At 38.9% G+C, this 22,670-nt stretch carries 21 protein-coding genes and 1 tRNA gene; 10 read left to right on the top strand and 12 right to left on the bottom strand.

From position 1 onward, the window contains the following. The first annotated feature begins 86 nt into the window (after positions 1 to 86). The 8 genes from ftsY (at position 87) to KIT27_08230 (ending at position 8,017) form a co-directional block, all read left to right on the top strand. Positions 87 to 1,115: a signal recognition particle-docking protein FtsY gene (ftsY, locus tag KIT27_08265; GenBank protein ID MCW5589638.1), complete on the top strand. Its 1,029-nt coding sequence runs from the start codon at positions 87 to 89 to the stop codon at positions 1,113 to 1,115. Beyond that, complete coding sequence (gene ftsE, locus KIT27_08260; protein MCW5589637.1) at positions 1,115 to 1,810, top strand: cell division ATP-binding protein FtsE; 696 nt, start codon at positions 1,115 to 1,117, stop codon at positions 1,808 to 1,810. Before ftsY ends, ftsE begins: the two co-directional genes overlap by 1 nt. Continuing rightward, positions 1,800 to 2,756 (top strand): permease-like cell division protein FtsX, encoded by a 957-nt coding sequence (ftsX, locus tag KIT27_08255; GenBank protein MCW5589636.1) that lies wholly within the window; start codon positions 1,800 to 1,802, stop codon positions 2,754 to 2,756. Before ftsE ends, ftsX begins: the two co-directional genes overlap by 11 nt. A gap of 86 nt (positions 2,757 to 2,842) precedes the next feature. After that, positions 2,843 to 3,664, top strand: a complete 822-nt coding sequence (queF, locus tag KIT27_08250; GenBank protein MCW5589635.1) for an NADPH-dependent 7-cyano-7-deazaguanine reductase QueF — start codon at positions 2,843 to 2,845, stop codon at positions 3,662 to 3,664. Continuing rightward, positions 3,664 to 4,383: a DUF445 family protein gene (locus KIT27_08245; protein MCW5589634.1), complete on the top strand. Its 720-nt coding sequence runs from the start codon at positions 3,664 to 3,666 to the stop codon at positions 4,381 to 4,383. Before queF ends, KIT27_08245 begins: the two co-directional genes overlap by 1 nt. 357 nt (positions 4,384 to 4,740) lie before the next feature. Next, positions 4,741 to 6,825: an ATP-dependent DNA helicase RecG gene (recG, locus tag KIT27_08240; GenBank protein MCW5589633.1), complete on the top strand. Its 2,085-nt coding sequence runs from the start codon at positions 4,741 to 4,743 to the stop codon at positions 6,823 to 6,825. Positions 6,826 to 7,090: 265 nt separating this feature from the next. After that, positions 7,091 to 7,423 carry an ATP-binding cassette domain-containing protein gene (locus KIT27_08235; GenBank protein ID MCW5589632.1) on the top strand — a complete coding sequence of 111 codons (333 nt, stop codon included), beginning with the start codon at positions 7,091 to 7,093 and terminating at the stop codon, positions 7,421 to 7,423. Positions 7,424 to 7,450: 27 nt separating this feature from the next. Then, positions 7,451 to 8,017: a hypothetical protein gene (locus KIT27_08230; GenBank protein MCW5589631.1), complete on the top strand. Its 567-nt coding sequence runs from the start codon at positions 7,451 to 7,453 to the stop codon at positions 8,015 to 8,017. Positions 8,018 to 8,179: 162 nt separating this feature from the next. On the opposite strand, the gene KIT27_08225 is transcribed toward KIT27_08230, so the two are convergent. The 6 genes from KIT27_08225 to icmW form a co-directional block, all read right to left on the bottom strand. Then, positions 8,180 to 9,610, bottom strand: coding sequence for a hypothetical protein (locus tag KIT27_08225; GenBank protein MCW5589630.1), 1,431 nt, complete (start codon positions 9,608 to 9,610; stop codon positions 8,180 to 8,182). Positions 9,611 to 9,706: 96 nt separating this feature from the next. Then, positions 9,707 to 9,783: transfer RNA gene (locus tag KIT27_08220), tRNA-Met, on the bottom strand. Positions 9,784 to 10,135: 352 nt separating this feature from the next. Next, positions 10,136 to 11,776 (bottom strand): hypothetical protein, encoded by a 1,641-nt coding sequence (locus KIT27_08215; GenBank protein MCW5589629.1) that lies wholly within the window; start codon positions 11,774 to 11,776, stop codon positions 10,136 to 10,138. Between the two features lie 144 nt (positions 11,777 to 11,920). Then, positions 11,921 to 13,078: a hypothetical protein gene (locus KIT27_08210; GenBank protein MCW5589628.1), complete on the bottom strand. Its 1,158-nt coding sequence runs from the start codon at positions 13,076 to 13,078 to the stop codon at positions 11,921 to 11,923. Positions 13,079 to 13,106: 28 nt separating this feature from the next. Beyond that, complete coding sequence (locus KIT27_08205) at positions 13,107 to 13,577, bottom strand: hypothetical protein (GenBank protein MCW5589627.1); 471 nt, start codon at positions 13,575 to 13,577, stop codon at positions 13,107 to 13,109. After that, the gene (icmW, locus tag KIT27_08200) at positions 13,570 to 14,022 is read right to left on the bottom strand and encodes a type IVB secretion system protein IcmW (GenBank protein ID MCW5589626.1); all 453 of its coding nucleotides are present in this window, start codon (positions 14,020 to 14,022) and stop codon (positions 13,570 to 13,572) included. The genes KIT27_08205 and icmW overlap by 8 nt, the downstream gene beginning before the upstream one ends. Before the next feature lie 384 nt (positions 14,023 to 14,406). Between icmW and icmV the strand changes: the two genes are divergently transcribed. After that, positions 14,407 to 14,859, top strand: coding sequence for a type IVB secretion system protein IcmV (icmV, locus tag KIT27_08195; protein ID MCW5589625.1), 453 nt, complete (start codon positions 14,407 to 14,409; stop codon positions 14,857 to 14,859). Continuing rightward, on the top strand, positions 14,852 to 17,164 hold the full coding sequence (locus KIT27_08190) for a DotA/TraY family protein (protein ID MCW5589624.1): 2,313 nt from the start codon (positions 14,852 to 14,854) through the stop codon (positions 17,162 to 17,164). Before icmV ends, KIT27_08190 begins: the two co-directional genes overlap by 8 nt. 12 nt (positions 17,165 to 17,176) lie before the next feature. Here the strand turns inward: KIT27_08190 and KIT27_08185 are convergent, their stop codons facing one another. Genes KIT27_08185 through KIT27_08160 form a run of 6 tightly spaced genes read right to left on the bottom strand, consistent with a single transcriptional unit; the run spans position 17,177 to position 22,547 of the window. Further along, a complete protein-coding gene (locus KIT27_08185; protein MCW5589623.1) occupies positions 17,177 to 17,365 on the bottom strand; it encodes a HigA family addiction module antidote protein in 189 nt (62 codons plus the stop codon). A gap of 29 nt (positions 17,366 to 17,394) precedes the next feature. Next, complete coding sequence (locus KIT27_08180) at positions 17,395 to 19,230, bottom strand: alpha/beta fold hydrolase (protein MCW5589622.1); 1,836 nt, start codon at positions 19,228 to 19,230, stop codon at positions 17,395 to 17,397. Continuing rightward, positions 19,231 to 20,577 carry a hypothetical protein gene (locus tag KIT27_08175; GenBank protein MCW5589621.1) on the bottom strand — a complete coding sequence of 449 codons (1,347 nt, stop codon included), beginning with the start codon at positions 20,575 to 20,577 and terminating at the stop codon, positions 19,231 to 19,233. Further along, positions 20,558 to 21,706, bottom strand: a complete 1,149-nt coding sequence (gene dotB / locus KIT27_08170; GenBank protein MCW5589620.1) for a Dot/Icm type IV secretion system ATPase DotB — start codon at positions 21,704 to 21,706, stop codon at positions 20,558 to 20,560. Before dotB ends, KIT27_08175 begins: the two co-directional genes overlap by 20 nt. After that, positions 21,703 to 22,038 carry a type IV secretory system conjugative DNA transfer family protein gene (locus tag KIT27_08165; GenBank protein ID MCW5589619.1) on the bottom strand — a complete coding sequence of 112 codons (336 nt, stop codon included), beginning with the start codon at positions 22,036 to 22,038 and terminating at the stop codon, positions 21,703 to 21,705. Before KIT27_08165 ends, dotB begins: the two co-directional genes overlap by 4 nt. Next, positions 22,011 to 22,547, bottom strand: a complete 537-nt coding sequence (locus KIT27_08160; GenBank protein MCW5589618.1) for a type IV secretory system conjugative DNA transfer family protein — start codon at positions 22,545 to 22,547, stop codon at positions 22,011 to 22,013. The genes KIT27_08165 and KIT27_08160 overlap by 28 nt, the downstream gene beginning before the upstream one ends. Between the last annotated feature and the right edge of the window lie 123 nt (positions 22,548 to 22,670).

The following is a 22,670-nucleotide window of genomic DNA, read 5'->3' as shown; positions in this document are numbered from 1 at the left end:
CATGAATGGCATGTCCTTTTAATGAAAAAGAGTGATAGAATAACTGATTTTAATGACAGCGTCATCTTTGAAGAGTAATTCCTATTATGTTGAAATTCTTAAAGCGAAAAAATCAAGAAGAGGTGGTGGTAGTTGATCCACAGCAAAACAACATTCCAGCTCCTTCATCTGAGGAAGAGCCTAAAAAAAATGGTTTTTTTAAACGGTTAACCCAAGGTTTGCAACGTACGCGACAAGGATTGACGAAGGGTTTAGCTAATTTAGTGTTAGGCAAAAAATCTATCGATGACGATTTGCTCGAAGAACTTGAAACGCATTTGCTGGCAGCGGACATTGGTGTTAATGCTTCGCAAAAAATCATTCAACAATTGACGGAACGTTTAGGGCGTAAACAATTAAACGATTCCAGCGTGTTATTATCAACCTTGAAAGAAATTCTATTAGAAATTTTACAACCTTGCCAAGTTAATCTAGAGGTAACCCGCGCCAAACCCTATGTCATTTTAATGGTTGGAATTAATGGTGCAGGAAAAACTACCACCATTGGCAAATTGGCAAAAAAATTCCAAGAACAAGGGAAACGGGTATTACTTGCCGCTGGCGATACCTTTCGCGCCGCCGCCGTAGAACAATTACAAATCTGGGGAGAGCGTAATCAAATCGCGGTGATTGCACAGCATTCAGGTAGTGATAGTGCTTCGGTTATTTACGATGCAATTCAAGCTGCGCACGCGCGCAAGATGGATGTTGTTATTGCTGATACGGCAGGACGTTTACACACTCAACATCATTTAATGGCAGAATTGCAAAAAATAAAACGAGTCATGGCAAAATTCGACGCAGCAATTCCCCATGAAGTGATGTTAGTGTTGGATGCCGGCATTGGTCAAAATGCCTTAGTGCAAGCTCGTCAGTTTCACGAAGCAATTGGGGTAACCGGTATCACACTCACTAAATTAGATGGCACCGCCAAAGGCGGGATAATATTTGCTATCGCCGAAGCATTAGGTTTACCATTACGTTTTATTGGCGTGGGCGAAAGTATCGATGATTTGCGCGAATTTAATGCCCACGATTTTGTCGATGCGTTATTTACTCAGGATGAAGTTGGATGATGGATGTAATTATTCATTTGCAAAATGTATCGAAACGTTATCCCAATGGCCACGTTGGATTAAGTGGAATTAACCTTGCGGTGCAAGCGGGTGAAATGGTTTTTTTAACAGGCCATTCAGGAGCTGGTAAAACCACCTTATTAAAACTAATGAATGGCATCGAACGTCCCTCAAGCGGACAGGTTATTATTAATCATCAGAATATCACGCGGTTAGCGGCGAAAAAAATTCCCTATTTGCGTCGACAAATTGGCATTGTGTTTCAAAATCCCCATTTATTACCCGATCAAACCGTCTTCGATAATGTCGCCTTACCCTTAATTATTGCCGGTCAACTACGTCAAACCGAAATGAAACGGCGCGTGCGCGCAGCGTTAGATAAAGTTGGCTTACTCCACAAAGAAAAATATTATTCAGATGCTTTATCGGGTGGCGAGCAGCAACGCGTGGGGATTGCGCGTGCGGTGGTTAATAAACCCATTATTTTATTAGCCGATGAACCTACGGGAAATTTAGATCCGGAATTATCGCTAGAAATCATGACATTATTCAGCGAATTTCAACAAGTGGGTACCACAGTATTAATTGCAACACACGATATTGCGCTAATTTCACAATTTGATAAACGCATTATTAAACTCAGTAGCGGTAGAATTATTACAAATGCTGAGCAGGAGGTCATGCATGCGCTCTAAACAACATGCCACCCAACAAAGCGGCTCACGCTTTTTGCATTATTTTGCGCGGCATCGTTACGCTGGCCTTGCTAGCTTTTCACACTTATTACGCACGCCGTTATCGACATTTTTAACCATCATGGTCATTGCCGTTGCTCTAGCTTTACCTGCCAGTTTGATCGTAATGTTGCAAAATGTGCAAGTGATGAGTTCAGCCTGGGATATGGGATCACGAATTTCTTTGTTTTTAAATCCCTCGCTTACTAATCAACAAGCACTCGCTGTTGTTGGACAGTTGCGCCAAGATCCTCGCATTGAACAGGTAACTTATATTTCACCCGAGCAAGGCCTACAAGAATTTGAGCAGCGTTCTGGTTTTAGCAATATGCTAAAAGAATTGCCGAATAATCCTTTACCTGGGGTGATTGAAGTGGAGCCTCGCGTCGCCCAGCAAACACCCGCAAATTTATCTGCTCTGATTGTTTCACTCAAAACCATTCCCAATGTAGATACCGTGCAAGCGGACATGGCGTGGGTGAAACGTTTATTTGGCATTTTAAATTTGGGTAAACAAGCGATTTATGCGCTTGGTATTTTATTAGCACTAGCGGTATTACTGATTATTGGCAATACCATTCGCTTAATTATTCAAAACCGTCATCATGAAATTGAAGTGATGAAATTAGTTGGCGGCACCGATAGTTTTATTCGTCGTCCATTTTTACATGCTGGCATGTTATATGGATTATGCGGTGGTTTACTGGCGTGGCTACTCACGGATTTATTTCTCTGGACATTGCGAGGTCCGGTTCATCATTTAGCAACGTTATATGCCAGTCAATTTGAATTGGTTGGATTAACTCAACATAATGTCATTATTTTATTAGTAATAAGCACGTTGCTAGGACTAGGCGGCGCGTTTTTTGCCGTGGGTCGTCAACTACAAAAAATCACACCCAGTTGAATAAAATTCCACAGAGTAAACTGTCGGAAACATATTAACTTTCTGAGAGCCTGTTTAAAATTTCCAAATACACGAGGTCAACACCGATGAAAGAACTGCAGCAAACAGAGCTTGGAAAAAAAAGCCACTATAAAACGCAATATGATGCCGATTTATTATTTCCTATTCCACGTTATCGTAAACGACAAGAAATTGAAATTGTCGGCAATGCGCCATTTCATGGTTGTGATCTTTGGACAGCGTATGAAATTTCTTGGCTTAATTCCAAAGGCAAACCGCAAATTGCCATCGGATTTTTTACAATAGATAGCGATTCTGAATGCATGATTGAATCAAAGTCATTTAAATTATATTTAAATTCATTTAATCAAACTCAATTTGATCAATGGGACAGTGTGAAAAATATTTTGGAACGAGATATCTCTTTGGCCGTTGGCATGGATATTCACGTTGAGTTATTTTCACCACAACAATTTTTACAATGTGAATTAACCCAATTTTCAGGAATTTGTTTGGATGAGTTAGACATCGAAATTGATACCTATCAACCCCAACCTCAATATTTGCAGGTACGACAGAACAATGTGACTGAAACACTCTATTCCGATTTATTAAAATCGAATTGTTTAGTCACCAACCAGCCGGATTGGGGAAGTGTGTGGATACATTACCAAGGCCAACAAATTGATCACGCTGGATTATTAAAATACATTATTTCCTTGCGCGAACACAACGAATTCCATGAACAATGTGTCGAAAGAATTTTTATGGATATCTCACGGCAATGTCAACCAGAAAAATTAACGGTATTTGCGCGTTATACCCGCCGTGGTGGTTTAGACATTAATCCATTTCGCTCCAATTTTGAAAACTGCAATTGGCAATGGCAACGTTTAGGAAGACAATAATGAATTCAATGTTAAATAAAAGTTTTTTAACCAACTTTATTTCCGTATTAATCGCGGTATTAGGCTTGGTTTTTAATCAAGAATATTTAAAAGAAATTGGTTATTATGCCTTGTCAGGCGCAATTACTAATTGGATTGCTATTTTCATGTTATTTGAAAAAGTGCCATTTTTATACGGCTCAGGCGTCATTCCCAGTCGATTCCGTGAATTTAAACTCGGGATTAAAAATTTAATTATGGATCAATTTTTCACGACAGAAAATATTGATCGTTTTTTTATGGAAAGCAATGTCAGCGAAAGTGTGGCTGTTAATATTCAACCGCTATTAGAAAGTTTTGATTTTGAGCAAATTTATCATTCCCTCATCGATGCGATTATGGAATCTAAATTTGGTTCTATGCTCAGTATGCTCGGTGGACGCGAGGCCTTAATTCCCTTAAAAGAACCGATTATCGAACGTTTAAAAAAAGTAATTTTACACGTTGCAGAAGGCGAACCCTTTAAAAAAGCCATTGCCACTCATATCAGCCAAGTCGATGCCGAAAAAATCCGCGATAAGGTTGAACAAATTGTCGAGAGGCGTTTAGCAGAATTAACACCACAAATGATTAAAATTATCGTTCAAGACATGATCCGTAAACATTTAGGCTGGTTGGTGGTGTGGGGTGGTGTATTTGGTGGATTGATTGGGTTAGTGGTGAGTGTGTTTCATCTGTAAAGATGATTTCAAATTGTAATTAAGCAGAGATTACCAAGTTTTTATCACTTGAGAAATAAAGTCAACTATTGAAATGGTTTGTATTGTTCGGGGGAGAGATTAAGAGGTCTGCAATTTACTCTGAAGCAATTTTTGTAAAGTAACTTCAGAGTTTTTTGCAGAGTAAAAGCATTACGAAATTCTCATCAAGTTGTTAAATTTGTAAAATTAAACAGGATTTATCATTGAAATTATCAAAGATAAGCACAGGCCAGCTCGGAAGTATTTTTATCAGAAAGCTGACTGCTCATAATATTTTTTTAAATCGGTTGTCGTCATTTATTCTCATAAAAACTAGGAGTAACGGTGAAAATCAATATGGCATCCACTCATTTATCTAGCGCATGCTCAGTGTTAACGGGAGTGGGGGCGCAATTATCGCAACGATTAGCAAAGTTAAATATTGTTACGATTAAAGATATATTATTTCACTTGCCCTATCGCTATGAGGATCGCACACGCATAACCGCCATTGCCAATACCTTGGTAGGCGATCATTGCGTGATAGAGGGAACCATACTTAAAACAGAAATTAAACAACGTGGACGTAAAAATTTATTATGCTACGTGAAAGATGATAGCGGAATTATTATTTTACGTTTTATTCATTTTTATCCTAATCTAACACAACAATTGCGTGAAGATCTTAAAATACGATGTTATGGTGAAATTAAATATGGCGCAATGGGATTAGAAATGATCCATCCTGAATGGCAAAAAATAATGCCTAATCGCGAGCTTAAATTGGATAATGCCCTCACTCCTATCTATCCCAGCACAGAAGGTATTTCGCAAGCTCGATGGCGAGAATTAATGCGACAGGCCTTATCAATTTTAGCCAAAGATAATTCATTAACTGAATTATTGCCGCAAAGCATTCGCGATGAATTTCAACTTATTGATTTAATTTCTGCCCTTAACGTTATTCATGCTCCTGCAATTGATCAGTCAATTGAATTGCTCAATCAAGGAAAACACCCAGCGCAAGTACGTTTAATTTTTGAAGAATTATTAGTTCATCAATTAAGTTTATTACGGCTGCGTCAATTGTTGCAAACGCATCATAGTGCGCCCATGGTATCGAAAGGACAATTACGTCAACAATTTTTAGCTCAATTACCCTTTAAATTAACGACGGCACAACAACGCGTCAGCGAAGAAATATTATTAGATCTACAAAAATCATTGCCCATGTTGCGTTTAGTGCAAGGCGATGTGGGCTGTGGAAAAACAGTAGTGGCGGCAATTGCACTGTTGCAAGGAATAGAAAGTGGTTTTCAAACGGCATTGATGGCACCCACCGAAATTTTAGCAGAACAACATTATCATAATTTTCAAAAATGGTTAGCGCCTTTAGGCATTTCCATGGCCTGGCTTAGCGGAAAAATTAAAGGAAAAGCGCGCACAGCAGTATTAACTGCTATAGCAACGGGGCAAGCGCAATTGATTATTGGCACACACGCCTTATTTCAAGAACACGTTAATTTTCAACGCTTGGGATTATTAGTCATCGATGAACAACATCGTTTTGGTGTTCATCAACGGTTAGCCTTGCGCGAAAAAGGGCAATTTGCCGATTTTCATCCTCATCAATTAGTCATGTCGGCAACGCCAATTCCTCGTACGTTGGCGATGTTAGTTTATGCAGATTTAGATTGTTCGATTATTGATGAATTACCACCGGGTCGTAAACCTGTGCAAACGGTGGTGGTGCCAAATTTAAAACGTGATCAGGTGATTGCTCGTGTAAAAGAAGTTTGTGAGCAACAACGTCAAGCGTATTGGGTTTGTACCTTAATTGCAGAATCGGAGTTACTGCAATGTCAAGCCGCCGAAAAAACCGCAGACGATTTACAACAAGCATTACCTAATTTAAAAATCGGTTTGATCCATGGGCGGATGAAACCACACGAAAAAGATGCCATCATGCAAGAATTTAAAGCAGGCCATATTCAAATTCTAGTGGCGACAACCGTGATTGAAGTCGGCGTCGATGTGCCTAATGCATCTTTAATGATTATCGAAAATCCAGAACGTTTAGGGTTATCTCAATTACATCAATTGCGTGGTCGCGTCGGGCGTGGGGCAGTAGAAAGTTATTGCGTGCTTTTATATCAATCACCGTTATCAGCTACCGCGCAAACCCGTTTACAAGTATTACGCGATAGTCACGATGGTTTTGCGATTGCTCAACACGATTTAACGTTACGTGGCGCTGGCGAAGTCTTAGGTACCCGCCAAACTGGCGAAGTAAAATTTCGCCTCGCCGATTTACAACGCGATCAAGCGTTGTTACCAACAGTACAACAACTCGCGCAAAAATTAATGCAGGACACTACCATTGATATTGAATATTTAATTCAGCGTTGGCTTGTTAATAGTGATCAATATATTCATGTTTGAAAGTAAATTAAAATTTTTAACCAAATAAAGACAATTTAATTTTGGAAATGGCGCGAGGAAGCCGCGAGGATCGGCAATTCACGGTGAATATTATTTGCACAACTCTGAGTGCAACCCTTTGTGACTTCAATATTTCAGCAAAATATTAATACCAATTTTTATACACAATTTAGGTATTTTTTTGTTCTCTTTATACGAAAAAATATGTTTCTAAGGTTAGAATTAGGTTTAATTATCAAACAGTTAACATTCACCTAGAATTGCTGTGCAGTTTAATACCTTGATAGGTGACATGGGAACGTTTTTATCAGGAGGGCAGAAACAACATGTTTTGTTAGCTCGAGCATTATATTCAAATCCATTGATATTATTTTTAGATGAAGCAACAAGTCATTTGGATCTTGAAAACGAAGCATTTATTAACCATTCGATACGTGCATCCGGTTTGACCCCAATTTTGATTGCTCCTCGCCAAGAGACAGTTGAGATATGCGATGAAATAATAAACCAAGATAATGCCGAAAAGAATAAAAATATATCAATAACTAATATAAAAGCATTGAATAATTGTTTTTACTGCAATACAGTATCTGCTTAGCATTAAGCAAACCTAAAGGATATTATCATGTATGCAAAATGGTCATTATTAATCACCCTATTAACATTATCTAATTTACTTTATGCATCGAATAAGACAGTATGTAATATATTTCCCGGAGTATTGTTATGTGGTAAAGGAAGTATCGCTAATTTACCTGAAGGAAATTATGGCGCGGTATCACTGAATGGTACTACCGTTTTATCCAAGGTAAATAATTTAGTAGCAGGTAGCATAAATGGCAAATCAACCGTATTTAAAGAGCAAGTAACATTTGAGGCAGGTTATATACAATTTTCCAATTCAAGTTTCAATGGTGTCGTTGACTTAACAGCGGGGAAAGATAAATTTAGTTACACAAATTTTAATAGTGATCTTAATTTAAATGCAGAAGACTCAAGTTTTATAGCATCAAAAATCAATGGCAATTTAACAATACTCTATACCGATAAAGGCAAATCACCCAGCTTAATATTGACTAAGCAATCCAAAATTACTGGAAATGTTATTTTTAGTGGTAATCCCGGTCATGTTTGTTGTGATAACAGCAGTGCTATTAATGGGAAAATTATTAATGGTGATAAACAATGTTAAGAGGGTGAGTAAAATGATATCAATTGAACGCTTAGCAAGCTTATATGACACAAGCGGATATACTTGGGCAAATAGAATGTCTGGAATTACTGTCTTCTATCACCAATAAAAAAGATCATTTAAGAGCTTTGATAAAGCAGATCGACGCGTGTGACTACTTTTTTATTCGTAAAAAATATCAATTAAAAATAAAATGAATAACTCACCCCATAATCCAACAATAAACCAATCTCCGTGTGTTGCATAAAAACTATTGCCCTTCCATACAGGCACGTGAACGAGGAGCTTAAAATTTCCTGGGGTTATGGCCAGCAATGAACCAAGAATTTCACCCGTCGGTGAAACAGCACTGAGAAAACCATTTCGAGCCGCACGGATGAGCGTATATCCATTTTCGATCGCGCGTGTATAAGCGCCTGTGGCATGAACATAAGCATCCACATCAAAATCCCAAGCCGGAACAAATAACATATTCGTATTTAGTTTTCCGTAAGCATGCGCGGGATTGGGATAATCTAGATCTCTACAAATTGCAATTCCTGCTTGCAGATTAGAGAGTGAAAATGGTTGCAATATTCCTTGGCCTGGAATAATTGAATTTTCCAATCCGGGAACGAGATGTTGTTTTTTATAATAACCAATTAATTTTCCAGTGGGATCATAAATCCATGCACTGTTAAATCGACCTTGTGATAATTGTTCGCTAACTCCCATAATTAAAGTAAGATGATTATCGCTTGCGATGTTGGAAATTTTATTTTTTATAGCAGATATATTCTCATCATTTACACTGATTGATTCTTCTGGCAACAGGATTATAGTTGCACCTTGTTGTGTTAATTGTGATATTAAAACACGATATTGGTTTATCAATAGTAACGCGTTTTTGGGATCGCTTATGATTTTAATCGGCAAATTAATCGAAGCGATTCCAATGGTGAATCGGGATGAGTGTTTAGTTTGAAATGCATGAATGCGCCAATAACCGAAAATTAAACAAGTGATAATAAACACCATGCTCACGCAAAAACCTAGCCAGGTTTTTTTATCGGTTTTGCTAAAAATAATAAAATACGCGACAGCAGACGAAAATAATGACACACAAAATGTCACCCCGTAACATCCGGCTATCGATGCTAATTGCATTATCGGTAAAAAATGCAATTGACTATAAGCGAGCGTATTGTAATTTCCGGTGATGGTGAATGATTGTAACCATTCCAATAAACATAGAAACGTCGGATAAGCGAGTATGCTGATAGGATATTTTATTTTTTGGACGAAATAGCAACTTAATAATACGACAATACTCCACTCTACACTTTGCAAAATTCCATCAAAGATAAATGCAGAATGAGGGATATGCGTTGGCCAATAACCAATAATTTGATTTAAACCTGGCGCTAAACCCACAATAAGCGCCACTATAAATAGTTTGAAAAGATTTTCGCGATAGCCATATGCCAGTACTAAAATGGGCGCAACCCAACTTAAATACCAAATGGCACCAAAGCCCGATGAAAAATAATAGGCAAGTGCAGAGCCTACAATGACACAAGGTATTTTTAAGAGTAGATCTATTTTGATCATCACGATTTTGGTAGCTGTGAACTTATGCAAATTCTACCAAATAATGCTTGAGATTAAACTAGTGCGAAAATTTATTGATATTTTTAGAGTGGAGGAACCTGGTGGCTATGGGTGGACTCGAACCACCGACCTCAGCATTATGAGTGCCGCGCTCTAACCGGCTGAGCTACATAGCCACAGAGTCGGCCATTTTGGCGATTTCTTGGAGGGCTGTCAAGGTTAGGGCTGACAAAAAACAAGAATTTTGTTTGCAATCGCGTTGCAAGCCACAGCAGTTCGCTGGGTTTAGCGGCGAGTTACAAACCAGTGCCACGAGTTTTGCTTTGAGAGTGCGAGCAAAAGGGAAGTTGAGGGTAAGGCTTGTTCTCATCATGTGAGTATGGGTGGCTTTAGCCGGTATTAACACCCGCTAGGGCTGTTTTTCTAAGTTCACTAAATAAACCAGAATTTCATCTACTGATCGTCTAAAAGCGAATAAAAAAACTTGGAAAATTGACAATATTTAGTAACAGGAATTTCTGGCTACAATTACGGATGCGCAGCACTGAAGTGAGCGCCATAAAATTCAATAGCATTTTGATCCGACTGTCGCTGAAATTGTGACCACTGATCAAGATCATTGATAGCCTTGGCTATTTGATCGAGCGTTAAATTACTTGCATTATCAGCAACACCCAGCGCGCCTTTTAATCGATCGTGTAATAGATTTGTGGAGCTATGGCTATTTGATTTGCTAGCCGCTCTTTTTAATAAGAATTGCTGAATACTTGAAAGCATAGTTGCAGGTGCTTCGTTCTTCAATAAGGTATCGATTATATTAATAATATAATTCGGAGCGGCGACGGGTTTTTTTGCTCCTTGGTGTGGTATTTCAATGAATTGGCTAAATCCAATATTGAAATGTAAAAATATTTTGAGAAAGGTCGATTGGTCTGATTGCGCAATAAAACCCACTTCGATGGCTAATTTAAAAATATAGTGTTTTAAACTCTCAATTAATAATGGAGCAAGTTGTATTTCAATTAAGGTTTCAGTATATTTTTTTTTAAATAATGTTAACGCATTATCTGAATCGATAGTTATTTGGTTTGTATCGTTTGATGTTTTTATGCTACTACTCAGTTTAATCAATCCCTCGAAAAAATCACTAAAGTTTTCTAATAGGAAATGATTATAAGTTTCTTGAAACTTCTCAACTCCCAGATGCTGACATATATTGATATAATATTGATCTTTTATAGAGTGAGGGATTGTGCATGCCGCTAGAGCCATTATAATCTGTGACAGGATAAGGCAAGTTGAAGATTTAGCACTATCCTGATTATTGCTTAGGGAAGGATTGATGATGCGATTAAAAAAGATATAGGAAAATTGGTTATACACCATTTGAAGCTGAGTGAGCGACGCATCATTTTGATGGTGTTCTAATTGCAGATTAAAAAAATCTTCGCAGGTTGTCGTATTTGTTTCGAGGTATACCAACAATATATCAAGTTGTCTTGTGGATAAATCATTTAAATAACTCTTAAATAACTCAAGAATTGAAGCGATTTTTTGTTTATAATAATCAACTTGAATATTAATAAAATTATTAACGCTATTCTCTGAAATTTGCTTATCCTTATAAAATTGCTTAAAAGTCATTAAAGAAATAGGGTTTAATTTAGTGTAATTAATATTATGATCTTCTGCGTCAATTTCTGTTGCTATAAAAGCAGAAATTTTATTTTTTAACGTTTCAGAATTGATTAATGCAAGTAATGATTCTAAGCTTGCTGGCTTCGTGCCTCTGCAATGTATTATGCTTTTCGAACGTGAAGAACGGCGTTGTTCAAGCCCTTTAATATTGTTTTCATCATTAGGGGCGGATCCAGTATTTAAATCTCCTGCTGAAAGGGGTGAAGCATCCGTAATAACACCACTAGAATCAATCCTATCGATAAGAATTTGCGCTTTAAAAAAGGGTAAGAAAATTTGAAACTGTTCATCCGTAAGTTTTTCTATGAATTCATGAGTTAGGTTAGGTTTTAAACGTTCAAATAAAGTTGTGATTTTATTTTTTGTAGTTTGATCAGTTAAATCAGTATCTGTACTTAAATTTAGTTCACTAATTTGTTTAATCAGTGACGCTATGGAATTTGTAGAATCTGAACCATTATCCCCAAGCATTATTAAACACGTCCCCACTATTATTATTGTTATACCTATTTTATCAATCAATACTGAAGAAAGTAAGACACTCTAACGGGCTTTGGATACCACTGCGAGCGCATGAAATTCACCCGCAGTCGTGTTGACGTATTAAACTGATCTTCAATTCATATTCATAGTTGGCATGTTTTGCGCGCCACCCACGTTAGTGGGATTAGAATTGGGATTAAGAGTAGTACTCAACTGATTGCGTAATTCACGCAATGAATCGGTATTACCGGTGGCGGTTTGCGTTAAGCTTAATAATAACGCCGACATTGTGGCATTTAAACGTTCAGTCGCTAAGCGTTGTTCGTATTGTTCATAACGCATTTCTGCTAATACCAATAAAATTTGACGATCGACGGTGGCTGGCGGTTCCTGATTGACTTCTTGATACCATTCTGGGGTTAGGCGGCGACTGGCGCGATATTCATCAACTTGTAATAAACTCGCATTAGGAGCAATGGGATTAGCACTTTCAGGGATCCCCGCTTGCTGGCCTAAATTTTGAATGGGTACGCGTTGATAATACATGTGGAGTAAATTATCCAACGCAATGCTTCTCATCGCAGCATAAGAGCGCATGGTTAATAAATAATTTTTCATCGCGTCACTATTTTGCAACTGGGTAATCGCTAAATTGGGATTAGTGCCATTTTGTTGAGGAATGCTTTGATATAAACTATTATAGTCGACCGTTTGAAACGGATTACTAAGCCCACTCAATGACATAATAAATGTCATGGCTTGGTCTTTAGTATCAGGAAAACCGTCTTTTGAGGTTGGAAATTGACCTAACGTAGTATCTTTACCAAAATAATTATAATAAGTGGTGCCTAATAATGAAGAAACACTGAAATTATTGGTAGGTGCTGCAGTATTATACGAATTTTGTTGGTCAGCATCACTTATGGTTTTTGGAGGACTATCCACATCGGGAATGTTTGCCATATAGTCGCGTAATTTTGTATAAAAACTGGCATTATTCAAGGTGTTTTTGACTTGTTGATTCAAACTATTTTGCACATTTTGATTCACCAAGGTTTGCGCATTTATCATACCCATATTAGCAGAAATCACTTTACCCGCATCTTTAGGGGCTTGATAATTTTGGCTTTGGATAAATTTTAACGTGGGATTTAATTGTTTGGCTAAATAAGTAACAGCATGCGCCGTATTTTTTAAATAGGTTAAAATATCTTGGGCGTTAGCGAGCAGTGGGAGAGTGATTAAACTGGTCGTTAAGAGCGCGGGTAATAATAATTTTCTAGGAATCATCTGAATACTCCTTAGTTAAAAATCGGGGTTATTGATACGTGCCAGGTTGTGGCGGATTGCTAAAATTATTGTCGTTATCGACGTTAAATCCGCCAGACGGTGGAGGCGCGGTGACGGGTTGTGGATTGGGATAACGTTGGGTATTGAAATGATTATTTATCGTGTTCCCCGGTGCTGGCTGAGTATTTTTATTGGTGATGGGTTGTGAAAATGCCGGAAATGAATCAACGCCTAACGTATCATCATTGTTTTTATGAGGTGATCGATAAATCGGGATCTGTGCGTTTAAAGTTCGCATGAGTTTTTTATACGCCACACTTTCTGTGGCGGAATATTTATTATCGATATCGTGTTGATAATGCTGAACACAAGCTGAAGGACAACATTCGCTAAAAATAATATTACACGCTAGTGATTGTGCCGATGGCGGAGTATCAGCCAGACTTAACCCAGGAATCATTAAAAATACTATCGCACAATAACGCAAAAATTTATTCATGATCATCTTCCTCCAACGCTTTTAATGCCAGTGAAATACGTTCTGCGGAAAAAACACGCCCTAATAAACGCAGGCGTTCAAAGACAATATTTCGTCTTAAAAAAATGCCCGCCGGATCGTCTTCATGTTGGCTGACTTCTTCGGCGTGAATTAATAATTTTGAAGCAGAGCCAGGATGAGCGGTATCGATGGCTTGTAACAAACGTAGGGTGCGGCTGGAGTGAATATAGGCGGCGATGCGAATGAGTTGGTCCTCGCGCCCGAGTTCGATATTGCTCACATCCTCTAATTCGTTGCCGAGTTTTTCCATGCTGGCTTCAAGTTCTTTGTCATCGGCTAAAGCCCATTCTTCAACCCCTTCCATAAAAGCAATGACTCGATAAATCATCGGGTCTTGATAGTCTTTCCAAAATTGCAGCGATCCTTTGCGACTTAAATCAGGCATATACGCTTACTCTTCGGTTAAAATACTCATTACACTTTAATCTGCTGCCTAAGTCAAAATCAAATGAATTTATTCCTGATTAGCTTGCGATTAAAATATACTCAGGGCTTGGTTTTTTATCTTATTCGCGATACAATATGTGTACTCTAAATAAGGTTAATGATCAAGCATTATTTTTGATAATCATTAAGCGAAAAACGTAACGATTCATTTTTTATTACTACAAACGACGGATAGCGTTTGCTTTTACAAGAATTTTCAGTATTCTTGAACGGTGGGAAAGTAACGAACACGGTGAGTTTATCAATCATCACGTCCAAACAGCTAAGTCTGTTGTAAGACGTAAGCTGAACGATAAACTGCCTAACTAACGAGAGTAATGCGATGGGTTTTTGGCGAGGCTTTGGTCGTGTAGTAAAACCATTTGTCGATGTGCCACGTTGGCTTGATTATCGCGGTATTGCCGATAACACTAAATATATCGCCCGTGCGGCAAAAAATTTATTTTCCATTCAAAAATCCAGTCGCCGCGAAACCTTTGACCAAGCAGTCAGGCGCCTCGGCTTAACCGATGAAATGCTTCATTCCCAAATGCAATCCCTCTATCGTCTAGCCCATGTTTATTTTGTTTTAGCCTTAATCGTTTTAGGCTATGCCATTTATCTTTTTATTTCCTTGGCTTTTTTTAGTGGCTTATTAGCCGTGGTGATCAGCGCTTATATGTTAGCGAATGCCTTTCGCGCACGTTTTCGCTATTTTCAAATTAAAACTCGACGGCTTGGCCAATCGTTTCGTGAATGGTTTAGCGCCGATATTCAAGGTAAAACGTATGAATAAAATCTCGTTCAAGTGGAAAATTCTCTTACTCCTCGCCACCGTGTTAACACTTTTTAAAAGTGTAGCGTTTGCGCAAAATGCCCAAGGCAATGTGTGGGATATTTTTGCACCACAGGCGATTACCGATGGCACCGATGTTTCGATACTATTTCTTGGGCAAATGTTTGGTGGCGTGGATGGCGTATTGCATGGCTATGGCAGTCAAGTGTTAGGCGCTATGTTTACTATTTTTAATGCGGCAGTCATTGGCGTGGGTGGCATAGTCATTATTTACACGGTGGTGGTGGCTACCTTGAATACCGCGAATGAAGGCGAATATTTAGGTCGTAAATGGAGTTCTATTTGGATCCCGGTGCGCACGGCAATTGGTACGGCATTATTAATTCCCAAAGCCTCGGGTTATTCCATGATCCAAATTTTTATTATGTGGGTCGTGATCCAAGGCGTGGCAGCGGCCGATTCTTTATGGAATGCAACTTTGCAATATATTACACAGGCAGGTACATTTTTACCAGCTACCATTAATGCGCAAAATTTACGCCCCTTAGTTACACAAGTAGGGAGTGCATTTCAAAGTCAAATTTGCCTAGCCGGCGAAAATCATTTTTATAATATAGAATATCCTAATAATACGGTGAATTTACAACCTTCTTATCCTAAATTAACCGGATCAACTAATAAAAATTACATGACTTTTTTTCCCGATCCCAATACTATCCCCACAAACAATCTTCATAATATCACGCCTACTGATTGCGGATATCTGGTATTTCAACCCAATACGCGGGATAAATCGGGAACGTGGGATAATGCACAAAGCAGCGCTGTGTGGCAAGTCTTAAATGATTTGCAACCGTATGCTACGCAAGTTGTTCAACACGCAGGTGTAAGTGCATTTACTGACGACAGTACTTATAAACAAGCCGTGCTGGCCATTCAAGATGCTACTCTAGATTATATTGCCATCATGGATCCCACCATCCACGATATAAATCAACTGGCCGAACAAAATTTACAAGGTCAATTTGCGGATACGTCTAAACAAGGTTGGATGAGTGCGGGCAGTTATTACGAAGCCATTGCGGGTACTAGTTCGGAACGTAAAACTATTGCATCCAATTTATTTCAAAATTACGCTCCGCTTAATGATGTAGGCAATTATAAAGATCGAGGCATCAGTCATGATCATTGGTTACAAGTCGCCGCGATGATGAGTACCGTGACTCCAGATTTAGTGACGGCTGCCGGTAATGGCTTACTCACAGGCCCTCAAGATCAGTTTAATAATGCCAATCTCGAAACCTTCCCTAGAAGCTCTAGTTCGGGCGCAGCCATGGGTGTAGTCAATATTTTTACCGGTGGTTTAGGCCAAATTGGCATCGATTTATGGGCGAATGTATTTGAGAATAACGGCCAACATTGGGTCGATCCGATTGCTTCTCTGGTTTATTTAGGCAATCGCATTATTACGACCGTCGCCTGGCTATGGGTGTCATTAAGTTTTGTGGTATTTTTCATATCGTTAGTGGCCGGGATTTGTTCGTCTATGAATCCAGGATTTTGGGCATTCAGTGCGTTTATTATGTGGTTTATTCCGCTCGCCACCACGATCATGACCTTAATGTTTGCGGCTGGTGCCGTGCTAGCGTATTACGTGCCCTTAGTGCCGTATATTCTCTTTTTATTTGGCGCGTTAGGATGGTTTTTAGGCGTGATTGAATCCATGGTAGCGGCACCGCTGGTTGCTTTAGGCGTGGCACACCCCGAAGGACAACACGAAATATTTGGCCGTGCTGAGCCTGCGGTCATGTTAATTGTGAATATTTTCTTGCGTCCTAGTTTAATGATTATTGGGTTTATTTGCGGCATTTTATTGTCGTATATTGGCGTAGAAATTTTAAATTTAGGATTTTCTAATGCGGTTAAGTACATCAGTGAATCCGGTAGTAGTGGTTGGTCGGATGCTTTTAAAAACGTGGCGATGGTTGTTATTTATTGCGCGCTAGTGATGTTAATTATTAATAAAGCCTTTTCATTAATTACTGAAGTTCCCAACAAAGTCTTACGTTGGATAGGCGGACAAGAACAATTAGGCGATTCCAGCGCACCGATGGAAGAAGTCAAAGGCGCTGTTTCGGGCAGTGTTGGCAAAATGGGTGGTGAAGCTTCACAAATTGGCGGCGAAGCATCCAAAGGTGCTTATGAAGCGGGTACCGAACAAGGACAAAAAATTCGTAAAGCCTGGGATGCGAAAAAAGGTAAAGGTGCTAACATTAATGTTACTGGAGACGATAAAAAAGAGTAAATCACTGGTTTTTCAAAGTTGCTTTTTAAATATAACAATATCTGCAGTCACGGCGCGTAACCCATGAACTATTTCATTGATCCGCCGTGGCGATACACCCATTTCACGGGCAATTTTATTTTGACTTATTTGCATTGGGATCAAAAATTCTTCGAGTAAAATCTCGCCTGGATGAATATTTTTTAATTTTCGAGTGGCCATAAATACTATTCCTCACTAATGCGAAAAAATCAGCATGAATCATCTCCATATTCGCTCGGTGGAATTAATTGAGTTAAAGCATAACGCCCGGGTGCTGTGGTGAGTGCGTCGCAAATTTCGCGTGCGGGGATGATATCACCGCTGGCCTTGATTAGCATCTCCATCCAATCTGGCCACCACGATCCTGAATAACGTTGCGCGGTTTTTTCCCATTCATTGGCATCCAATGTGAGATGAGTGTTTTTTAAATAACCGTATTTTTGTTTATAAGGAGAATTAATTGCGCCTGCCACATGTCCTGCTTCCACTAAAATAAAGTGATGATGACCGCTTAATAATTGGGTATTGCGATAACATCCCTGCCACGGCGAAATCGTATCATCTCTCATAGCCACCGTATAGCAAGGCACGCTTATTTTCGTTAAATCCAAATCACAATCATCGATAATAATAGTATTAGGGTTACTTAATGAATTTTTTTGTAATAATTCGCGTAAATAAAATAAAAATAATCCGTGAGGTGTATGAGTAATATCCATCGACCAATACAAAGAATCCAAAGCCAGCGGTTGACGACCACGTAAATATTGATTGATATAATAAGGCCAAATAAACTGATTGCTTTCTAGCGTATTAAACGCGGTAGCCATTTTGCGACCATCCCACAAACCATCAAACTGCATGCTCTGTTCAAAAAAAGCAATTTGATCGTCGCCACTATAATATTGAATAAATCCACTTTCTTGAAAATCCAGTAAGGCTCCCACGAGCGTCAAAGTTTTAATCCAATCGAATTGTTTCGCGGCAAGATACGCGCAGGTAGCAGCTAATAACGTTCCCCCTAAACAAAATCCAAAGGTGTGAATTGTTTCATTATGACATCGACGGCGAATGACTTTTAAGGCTTGGTAAACGCCTAATTGCACATAATCACTGAAGTTAAAATGATTTTGCTCGACTTGTGGATTAACCCAAGAAATAGCAAACACGGTATAACCCTGATCGATAGCCCAACGAATTAATGAATTCGAGCGACGCAAATCTAAAATATAATATTTATTAATCCACGACGTGACAAATAATAAAGGTTCGGGATAGACTTGAGGTGTTGTTGCTTGATATTGGATGAGTTGAATTAATTCATTTTCAAAAATCACCGCTCCTTTGGTATAGGCTAAGGTTTTTCCCACTCTGAAAGCATTTAATGGTGTTTTCTTTAAATTCACATAACCCTGCCATAAACTTAAATCTTCTAAATAATGAGCCAAGCCTTTTAAAAGATTTAAGCCGCGTTGTTCAAATGTATATTCTTGGATGTCAGGATTTGTAAGCCAAAAATTACTGGGAGAAAATGTTTCTAAGGTTAAACGCAGATAAAATTGGGCTTGTTTAAGCGCGAGTTTGTCGAGACTAGCTAAATTATCATAAATTGTTGTTAAACATTGTTCTGTTAATAAATAGGTTTGTTTAAGATAATTAAATAAGGCTTGCTCTGACCATCCTCGATGTTTGAATCGACGATCCGCAGGCGCGGGTTTAATGTTACTGGCGATTTTCCCCGTTAATACTTGCTGAATAATGTCGCGACATAATAATTGCTGTTGTTCAATAAAAAATATCCCTTGTTGAATAAGGGGCTGTGGATGGTTAAAAATATCCCAATAACTCGCCCACAGCACTTTTTGAAAAGTCAGCCATAAGCGCTGAAGTTCCATTAAGCCGGTTTGAGGGTGTGCATGATGATCGCTAAAAAAACGCTGAACTAAGATCCCATAGTAATGCCAGATTGTTTGCAAAGCGGTATTCATTTCTTCGAGAAACCGATCATTTTCGTGGTTTTCCTGCGTGGATTGATTATTTTTCATTTATTGTTGCCTGCGGAAAAAAAGGATTATCGAAGTAATATAAACTAAGATTAAAATCAAGAGTAGGGGCAATGCCACAATATAGAGTAAGACACTTAGCAAGTTTAATCCATTAAATAGCCATAAGCTGGTGATGAGTCCAATGCCTGTGAATTCTGCGGATAGTGAGGTTGCTTGTGGTCGAAAATAAGTTTGAATTCGGGAGTTAAAAAAACCGACGAAATATCCGCGCAGAGTTTTTAGGCGCGTGAGTAAAAAAAAGTAAAATAAAAAACCGAGAGTTGCGATGATGATTAAAAAAATGTGATTCGTTGTTTTTAATAAGGGATACTGCGCTAATAGAAAAAAATAACCATAGGCGAGCAGGGTAGGAATGAAGAATTGAGCAACAATAATATCTTGCACTCGACGCTGTAAAGTGTGGTTTGCCAGTAAACTGCTTTGTAAGGGTGTTATGATTAACCACCAGCAGCAACTCAATAATAATAAATTTTTATCAGAATGGAATAGAGAAAAATCAAGTCTATGCAGTGGAAAAAAATGAGTTAGAGCATAGTGATGAATGCAAAAAATCAATAAAGTAAACAGTGAAACTAACAGGCAACTATAAAAAACATATAATAAAATCAGGATGCTCTTTGGCCAATGTTTAAGTTTGGCATGGCGGATCAGGCGTTGACTATAAGTCGAGGTGATGGGGGCGATTAACAAGCTGGAGAGTAATAAGGTCGGTAAAGAAATGCCCGTTAATAAAGGGATAGGTAATAACCGTATTATAAAATAGTAGATTAATAAAATAATTAAACTGGCTAAAAAAGTAATAAGAAAAAAAATCGACAGTGGAAAATAATTAGAAATCCCATAGCCAATAGCCTGATTAGTGTATTTTTTTAATAAGGGTTGGAATAGCTTATTTAAGATGGGTGTTTTTTTTCGTAAATATGCGCATTCAGACATCACTAAACTTAATAAGGTGGTAATAGCAAAGGGTTGCAAATAATTAAATTGCATAAAAAGTTGATGATAATCTATTTTTTCTGATGTGACGGGGTTGGACAAATAATGCTGGAAGATCAGCAATAAACTTAATAAAAAAAACCAGCTCATTAACTGTGCGCCAATGCTTATCCACCAAAAATAAGCTGAAGAGCGATAGCTGGGGAAAATCAGCGCGCGACGAAATATTAATAAAATAGCCAAAATAATCACGGCGATTAAACCGAAATATTGAGCATTTAACACTATATCGGGTTGAAATACCGCAAGCGCAAGGGCTAAAAACGTGATGGGGGCATTGGCCAGTAACCCGAGCCAGCGTGCTTTTGAATTAATCTGCAAGGCCGGCATCTCGATCCATATTTTTTGCCCCCGACGAAATAATGCGGAAAGTTCGTTCGGAAATGATTCCTTCTTTTAATTTTTGTTGTGCTTCGATAATCATGGGTTGGCCACGTTCGCGCACTAAACGTCGAGTGGTGGCGGTAATATTATCGAGATCGGATTCTAACAATTCATCGCGGATGGCTTCATCGAATACTAAATATTCGCGCAAAGCCACGCGTTTACCATCGATCGTGGGCACTAATTGTTGCCAAATAATCAGGCGTACCGTTTCAATAATATCGATTAAACGTCCATGACGTTCTTCAGCAGGAAATGACGTCACTAAGCGGCGAATCGTTTCAGCAACACCATTAGTGTGCAAGGTCGTATAAACCGGATGACCCGTTAATGCCGCATCGATGACAGCACTAATGGTTTCTGGATCACGCGCTTCCCCCACTAAAATTAATCGCGGTTTACGCCGTAACGCATTGCGCACACCTGCCGCGAAGGACGGTAAATGGCGTGGAATTTCGCTTTGACTCACAATGGCAGAAGTCATTTCTACGGAATCATAAACAAATTCGATGGGAGCTTCATAGGTTAAAATTTTGCGATCGCTATCGGGATCTTCGGCAATTTCACGAATAATTGAGGCCAGTAAGGTACTTTTACCAGAACCCGTAGCACCCGTCACATACACCACACCTTGATGTGGTGCGTAAGCATCGAGAATGCTTTGCGGTAATTGCATGGTTGATAAGGGAGGTGGATCGGTTGGAATACTGCGGATGGTAATTTGAATTCCTTCTTGGCCTTCCACTTCACAGCCCACCCCATTGACCCGATAACGATAACGTTCTGCGCGATTAGGACGAAATTCATAATGAGTATCCACATCCACACCCGATAATACTTGCGTAGTACCATTAGGGCCATAAATATGATTTAACAATTCACTGACTTCAGTGTTGGTTAATTTTTTATTGGTAATGCGTTTTAAACGACCATATATTTCAGCAAATATGGGTTCGTTCGTTTGCAATGTAATATCGGAAGCGTTGAAACGAAAACAATGTAACAGTAAACGCTCTAAATCCCGTTCGCGAAAACGCGTTGGTTCGTCTGGCAATAAAAAATGCGGTTCACTCATTTGATATCCGAGAAATTAAACCGTTGCGCGCGGTTGTGCTCGTCCTGCCAATTTTTTACGATTACCGGATTCCATGTTTGACTATTACTTTGTAAATTTGGCAACGCGGTGATTCTTAGTACTTGATCGTTCACTCGCATTTCACCGTTTTCATTAGTAATACCTAAATCCGTTTGCGCGACATAAGGTAGGCTTACCATATTTTCAGCGAGCAATTTGCGATAGAGCACCATGCCGCGATAATCGCGTTGTAAGCGATTTAAATTATCGTTATAAATCATATTGGCTTGCTTAATTCCTTGCGTCAACCTTGTTGAATATAATATTTCCATACGCGCACCTCAGCAGGATTTTTGGGTAGCAAGCTGCGATCGGGAACGGGTGGGCGTTGATAATCCATGGAGATATATTCACGCCAATTGGGGGCAGCGGTCACAAAGCGTGCTTGAGTAATAATTTTATAGGTGCGTTGAGCTAAACGAATGGTTTGAGTATCGGCTAAATGCAAACTATCGCGACCTTCTGCTAAGACCGGTGGTAAAACATTATGGGGTAGTAATAAGCCATTAAAATTAAATGCGCGTTCTAATTCGTTACGGTGCTGATTAAGAATGCTATCGATTTGTCGTGAACGCCAAGCAAGACCTGAACGAGCGCCCACGCTTAACGCGGTATCCCGTACCATGGCATAACGCATATCGTTTAACGATCCGCTCGCAGGGATCACGGTATTTTCACTGAGTTGTTGGAGTTGATTTAAGTTCAGGGTATCAATGGTTTCAGTGCGCGAGCACCCAGTGAGAATAAAACCGATTAACAATGTGAAAAGGACTAATCGCATGATTTAAGCTATACCTTTGGTCAAGGAAACGGCGCATGGATTTAATCTTTAGATTCCGTTGCTGATTGCTGGCAACGACTGCAAAGAGTGAACCTAGATTAAACAATTACTTTGCATTGAAAC

This window comes from Legionellales bacterium (assembly GCA_026125385.1).
Classification (GTDB): Bacteria; Pseudomonadota; Gammaproteobacteria; order JAHCLG01; family JAHCLG01; genus JAHCLG01.
Note: the sequence above shows the minus strand (reverse complement) of the source record. Positions and strands in the feature narration are given on the sequence as shown.

What these genes read in the sequence shown, in the direction of transcription:
- KIT27_08160 (MCW5589618.1), bottom strand. Translation starts at nt 22,547, where the DNA reads ATGCGATTAGTCCTTTTCACATTGTTAATCGGTTTTATTCTCACTGGG.
- ftsX (MCW5589636.1), top strand. Translation starts at nt 1,800, where the DNA reads ATGCGCTCTAAACAACATGCCACCCAACAAAGCGGCTCACGCTTTTTG.
- icmV (MCW5589625.1), top strand. Translation starts at nt 14,407, where the DNA reads ATGGGTTTTTGGCGAGGCTTTGGTCGTGTAGTAAAACCATTTGTCGAT.
- KIT27_08165 (MCW5589619.1), bottom strand. Translation starts at nt 22,038, where the DNA reads ATGGAAATATTATATTCAACAAGGTTGACGCAAGGAATTAAGCAAGCC.
- KIT27_08190 (MCW5589624.1), top strand. Translation starts at nt 14,852, where the DNA reads ATGAATAAAATCTCGTTCAAGTGGAAAATTCTCTTACTCCTCGCCACC.
- dotB (MCW5589620.1), bottom strand. Translation starts at nt 21,706, where the DNA reads ATGAGTGAACCGCATTTTTTATTGCCAGACGAACCAACGCGTTTTCGC.
- KIT27_08230 (MCW5589631.1), top strand. Translation starts at nt 7,451, where the DNA reads ATGTATGCAAAATGGTCATTATTAATCACCCTATTAACATTATCTAAT.
- ftsE (MCW5589637.1), top strand. Translation starts at nt 1,115, where the DNA reads ATGGATGTAATTATTCATTTGCAAAATGTATCGAAACGTTATCCCAAT.
- KIT27_08205 (MCW5589627.1), bottom strand. Translation starts at nt 13,577, where the DNA reads ATGAATAAATTTTTGCGTTATTGTGCGATAGTATTTTTAATGATTCCT.
- recG (MCW5589633.1), top strand. Translation starts at nt 4,741, where the DNA reads ATGGCATCCACTCATTTATCTAGCGCATGCTCAGTGTTAACGGGAGTG.
- ftsY (MCW5589638.1), top strand. Translation starts at nt 87, where the DNA reads ATGTTGAAATTCTTAAAGCGAAAAAATCAAGAAGAGGTGGTGGTAGTT.
- KIT27_08245 (MCW5589634.1), top strand. Translation starts at nt 3,664, where the DNA reads ATGAATTCAATGTTAAATAAAAGTTTTTTAACCAACTTTATTTCCGTA.
- KIT27_08215 (MCW5589629.1), bottom strand. Translation starts at nt 11,776, where the DNA reads ATGCTTGGGGATAATGGTTCAGATTCTACAAATTCCATAGCGTCACTG.
- KIT27_08185 (MCW5589623.1), bottom strand. Translation starts at nt 17,365, where the DNA reads ATGGCCACTCGAAAATTAAAAAATATTCATCCAGGCGAGATTTTACTC.
- KIT27_08210 (MCW5589628.1), bottom strand. Translation starts at nt 13,078, where the DNA reads ATGATTCCTAGAAAATTATTATTACCCGCGCTCTTAACGACCAGTTTA.
- icmW (MCW5589626.1), bottom strand. Translation starts at nt 14,022, where the DNA reads ATGCCTGATTTAAGTCGCAAAGGATCGCTGCAATTTTGGAAAGACTAT.
- KIT27_08175 (MCW5589621.1), bottom strand. Translation starts at nt 20,577, where the DNA reads ATGCCGGCCTTGCAGATTAATTCAAAAGCACGCTGGCTCGGGTTACTG.
- queF (MCW5589635.1), top strand. Translation starts at nt 2,843, where the DNA reads ATGAAAGAACTGCAGCAAACAGAGCTTGGAAAAAAAAGCCACTATAAA.
- KIT27_08180 (MCW5589622.1), bottom strand. Translation starts at nt 19,230, where the DNA reads ATGAAAAATAATCAATCCACGCAGGAAAACCACGAAAATGATCGGTTT.